Here is a 3,167-nt window from a genome sequence, read left to right as displayed (position 1 = left end):
TTCGTTATTGGGCGGTTACTATAGAGACCAGATAGGCAAAAGAACTTGTTCTTGAAACTGACCTCTACTATAATGATTTTTGTAAGGGACGTGAGGCTTCACTATCAGAGAACTCAAGTTCCTAAAAAAGAAATCGGAGATAAAGAAATGAAAAAATTATTGGGAATTGTCTTTTTATTAGCAGCAGTGACAGTAGTGTATTTTGGTTCTGTTGGCTGGCCAAGTTTAGATGTCAACCTCTGGTCTTTGATTCCGGTGGGTCTGTTCCTCTTTTTCACTCTAGAGAATCTTTTGAAAAAGGATTACAAGGCTAGTCTGATGTGTTTGATTATTGCCTTTATCATCGCAAATGCAATTTTGGATCTGTTGCCAATTTCAAGTGGCTTGGTGATTGGAGCAGGTGTGCTGGCTTGTGTAGGGATTGGCTATCTATTTCCTGATAAAGAAGGAAAATAATACTCTTCGAAANNCGGTGTTTTGAGCAGTCTGTGCCTAGCTTTCTAGTTTGCTCTTTGATTTTCATTGAGTATTAGAACAGAAAAATACTTGGAATATTTGTTTGTTTATTTTTATATAACAAACTATAAACACAACAAAAGTATAAAAAAAGACAAAAATCAACAGAAAACTATTGACAACGATTACATATAGTGTTATACTTATAGCATAAAGTTAATGGAAAGAAGGGAAAACCTTATGGGATTAGATCATTTCTTTGACAAAAACCTTGTGTTTTGCTTAGAAGCGGATAATCAAGAACATCTCTTTGATCAGGTTGCTACTTTATTGGAGGAACGAGAAATCGTGACTCCAACTTATCGTGAAGCCTTGATCACGCGTGAAAAGTCATTTCCAACTGGCTTAGATATGGAATTTTTGGGTAAGGATTTGCCGAATGTGGCTATTCCTCATACAGATATTGTTCATAATCTAGCTGAGAAAGTGGTGGTTGTTCGATTAGAGAAACCTGTGACCTTCCACAATATGATAGCTCCTGATAAGGAAGTAGAAGTATCCTTGCTCTTCTTTATCATCAATAACTCAAGTTCAAGTCAAACAAATATTCTGGCTCAGTTGATGGACTTTTTCACAGGAAATGGACATCTTGAAGACCTATCAAAAATTTCCGAACCAGAAAAACTTTATGCTTACATTGCTGAAGCAACCGCTTAATCTTGTCTATTAAAAAATAAAATCGGAGGAAATCTAAATGATTAAAATTCTTGCTGCCTGCGGTGCAGGTGTTAACTCAAGTCACCAAATTAAAAGTGCTCTAGAAGAAGAACTTTCAAACCGTGGTTATGATGTTCACTGTGATGCAGTCATGGTCAAAGATGTAAACGAAGACCTTATGAAAGGTTACGATATCTTTACACCAATCGCTGCAACAGACCTTGGTTTTGAACCAGGTATCCCAGTTATCGAAGCTGGACCAATCTTATTCCGTATCCCAGCAATGAGCGCTCCAGTATTTGACAATATTGAAGCAGCTATTAAAGAACACGGATTAAGCTAATTCTAATTTGTTAACATTCATATAACATAAAAAAGGGAGGAACTGTTATGGATGCAATCTTTGACCTAATCGGAAAGGTTTTCAATCCCATCTTAGAAATGGGTGGACCTGTCATCATGTTAATTATTTTGACAGTATTGGCTTTACTTTTTGGAGTGAAATTCTCCAAAGCGCTTGAAGGTGGTATCAAACTTGCCATCGCTCTTACAGGTATCGGTGCTATCATCGGTATGCTAAATGGTGCTTTCTCAGCATCACTTGCAAAATTCGTTGAAAACACTGGTATCCAATTGAGTATTACCGACGTTGGTTGGGCACCACTCGCAACAATCACTTGGGGATCTGCTTGGACACTTTACTTCTTGCTCATCATGTTGATTGTCAACGTAGTGATGCTTGCTATGAAGAAAACCGATACACTTGATGTCGATATCTTTGATATCTGGCACTTGTCTATCACAGGTCTCTTGATTAAATGGTATGCTGATAACAATGGTGTGAGTCAAGGGGTTTCGCTCTTTATTGCTACAGCAGCTATCGTCCTTGTTGGTGTGTTGAAAATTATCAACTCTGACTTGATGAAACCTACATTTGATGACCTTCTTAACGCTCCAAGTTCATCACCAATGACATCAACTCACATGAACTACATGATGAACCCAGTTATCATGGTTTTGGATAAGATTTTTGAAAAATTCTTCCCAGGCCTTGATAAATATGACTTTGATGCTGCTAAATTGAACAAGAAAATCGGTTTCTGGGGATCTAAATTCTTCATCGGTTTCATCCTTGGTATCGTTATCGGTATTATGGGAACTCCACATCCAATTGCAGGTGTTGCAGATGCAGATAAATGGCGTCTTGTTATCAAAGGATGGTTGTCTCTTGGTTTGACTGCCGGTGTATCTTTGGAACTCTTCTCACTTATCGGTTCATGGTTCATCGCAGCCGTAGAACCACTATCACAAGGTATTACAAACGTTGCTACTAAACGTCTTCAAGGACGTAAATTCAATATCGGTCTTGACTGGCCATTCATCGCTGGTCGTGCTGAAATCTGGGCTTGTGCCAACGTACTTGCACCAATCATGTTGATTGAAGCAGTGCTTCTTTCAAAAGTTGGAAATGGTATCTTGCCACTTGCAGGTATCATCGCTATGGGTGTTACTCCAGCTCTCTTGGTTGTAACGCGTGGTAAATTGCTCCGTATGATTATCTTCGGAACACTCTTGTTGCCACTCTTCCTTCTTTCAGGTACACTTATTGCGCCATTTGCAACAGAACTTGCTAAAGGTGTAGGTGCCTTCCCAGAAGGTGTGAGCCAAACTCAATTGATTACTCACTCTACTCTTGAAGGACCAATCGAAAAACTTCTTGGTTGGACAATTGGTAACACTACAACTGGTGATATCAAAGCAATTCTTGGTGCAGTAGTCTTCCTTGTATTCTATATCGGTATCTTTGCTTGGTACAGAAAACAAATGATTAAACGTAACGAAGAGTACGCAGCAAAAGCAAAATAATGCGCTCCTATAAAATGTAAATTGTTGAAACTAGGTTGTCATACTGTTTAGGAGTGACAGCCTAGGTTTTTTATAAACTATCAAGAAATCGGAGAAAATAATGGTAATTGAATTATACTCAATGAAAA

Annotated in this window: 4 protein-coding genes; all 4 read left to right on the top strand. The window is 38.4% G+C overall.

The annotated features are described in order from the left end of the window. The first annotated feature begins 147 nt into the window (after window positions 1–147). The 4 genes from HT669_RS07950 (at window position 148) to HT669_RS07935 (ending at window position 3,039) form a co-directional block, all read left to right on the top strand. A complete protein-coding gene (locus HT669_RS07950; protein ID WP_000734650.1) occupies window positions 148–456 on the top strand; it encodes a hypothetical protein in 309 nt (102 codons plus the stop codon). A 240-nt stretch (window positions 457–696) separates the two neighbouring features. After that, window positions 697–1,173: a PTS sugar transporter subunit IIA gene (locus HT669_RS07945; protein WP_000521975.1), complete on the top strand. Its 477-nt coding sequence runs from the start codon at window positions 697–699 to the stop codon at window positions 1,171–1,173. 37 nt (window positions 1,174–1,210) lie between these two features. Beyond that, on the top strand, window positions 1,211–1,516 hold the full coding sequence (locus tag HT669_RS07940) for a PTS sugar transporter subunit IIB (RefSeq protein WP_000590563.1): 306 nt from the start codon (window positions 1,211–1,213) through the stop codon (window positions 1,514–1,516). Window positions 1,517–1,563: 47 nt separating this feature from the next. Beyond that, window positions 1,564–3,039 (top strand): PTS galactitol transporter subunit IIC, encoded by a 1,476-nt coding sequence (locus HT669_RS07935; protein WP_000338717.1) that lies wholly within the window; start codon window positions 1,564–1,566, stop codon window positions 3,037–3,039. The last annotated feature ends 128 nt before the right edge of the window (window positions 3,040–3,167 follow it).

It is taken from the genome of Streptococcus sp. 2100 (assembly GCF_013276335.1).
GTDB lineage: Bacteria > Bacillota > Bacilli > Lactobacillales > Streptococcaceae > Streptococcus > Streptococcus pseudopneumoniae.
This window is presented reverse-complemented; position numbering and strand designations above follow the sequence as displayed.

Coding starts and splice junctions, on each gene's coding strand:
- HT669_RS07950 (WP_000734650.1), top strand. CDS start 148: ATGAAAAAATTATTGGGAATTGTCTTTTTATTAGCAGCAGTGACAGTA.
- HT669_RS07945 (WP_000521975.1), top strand. CDS start 697: ATGGGATTAGATCATTTCTTTGACAAAAACCTTGTGTTTTGCTTAGAA.
- HT669_RS07940 (WP_000590563.1), top strand. CDS start 1,211: ATGATTAAAATTCTTGCTGCCTGCGGTGCAGGTGTTAACTCAAGTCAC.
- HT669_RS07935 (WP_000338717.1), top strand. CDS start 1,564: ATGGATGCAATCTTTGACCTAATCGGAAAGGTTTTCAATCCCATCTTA.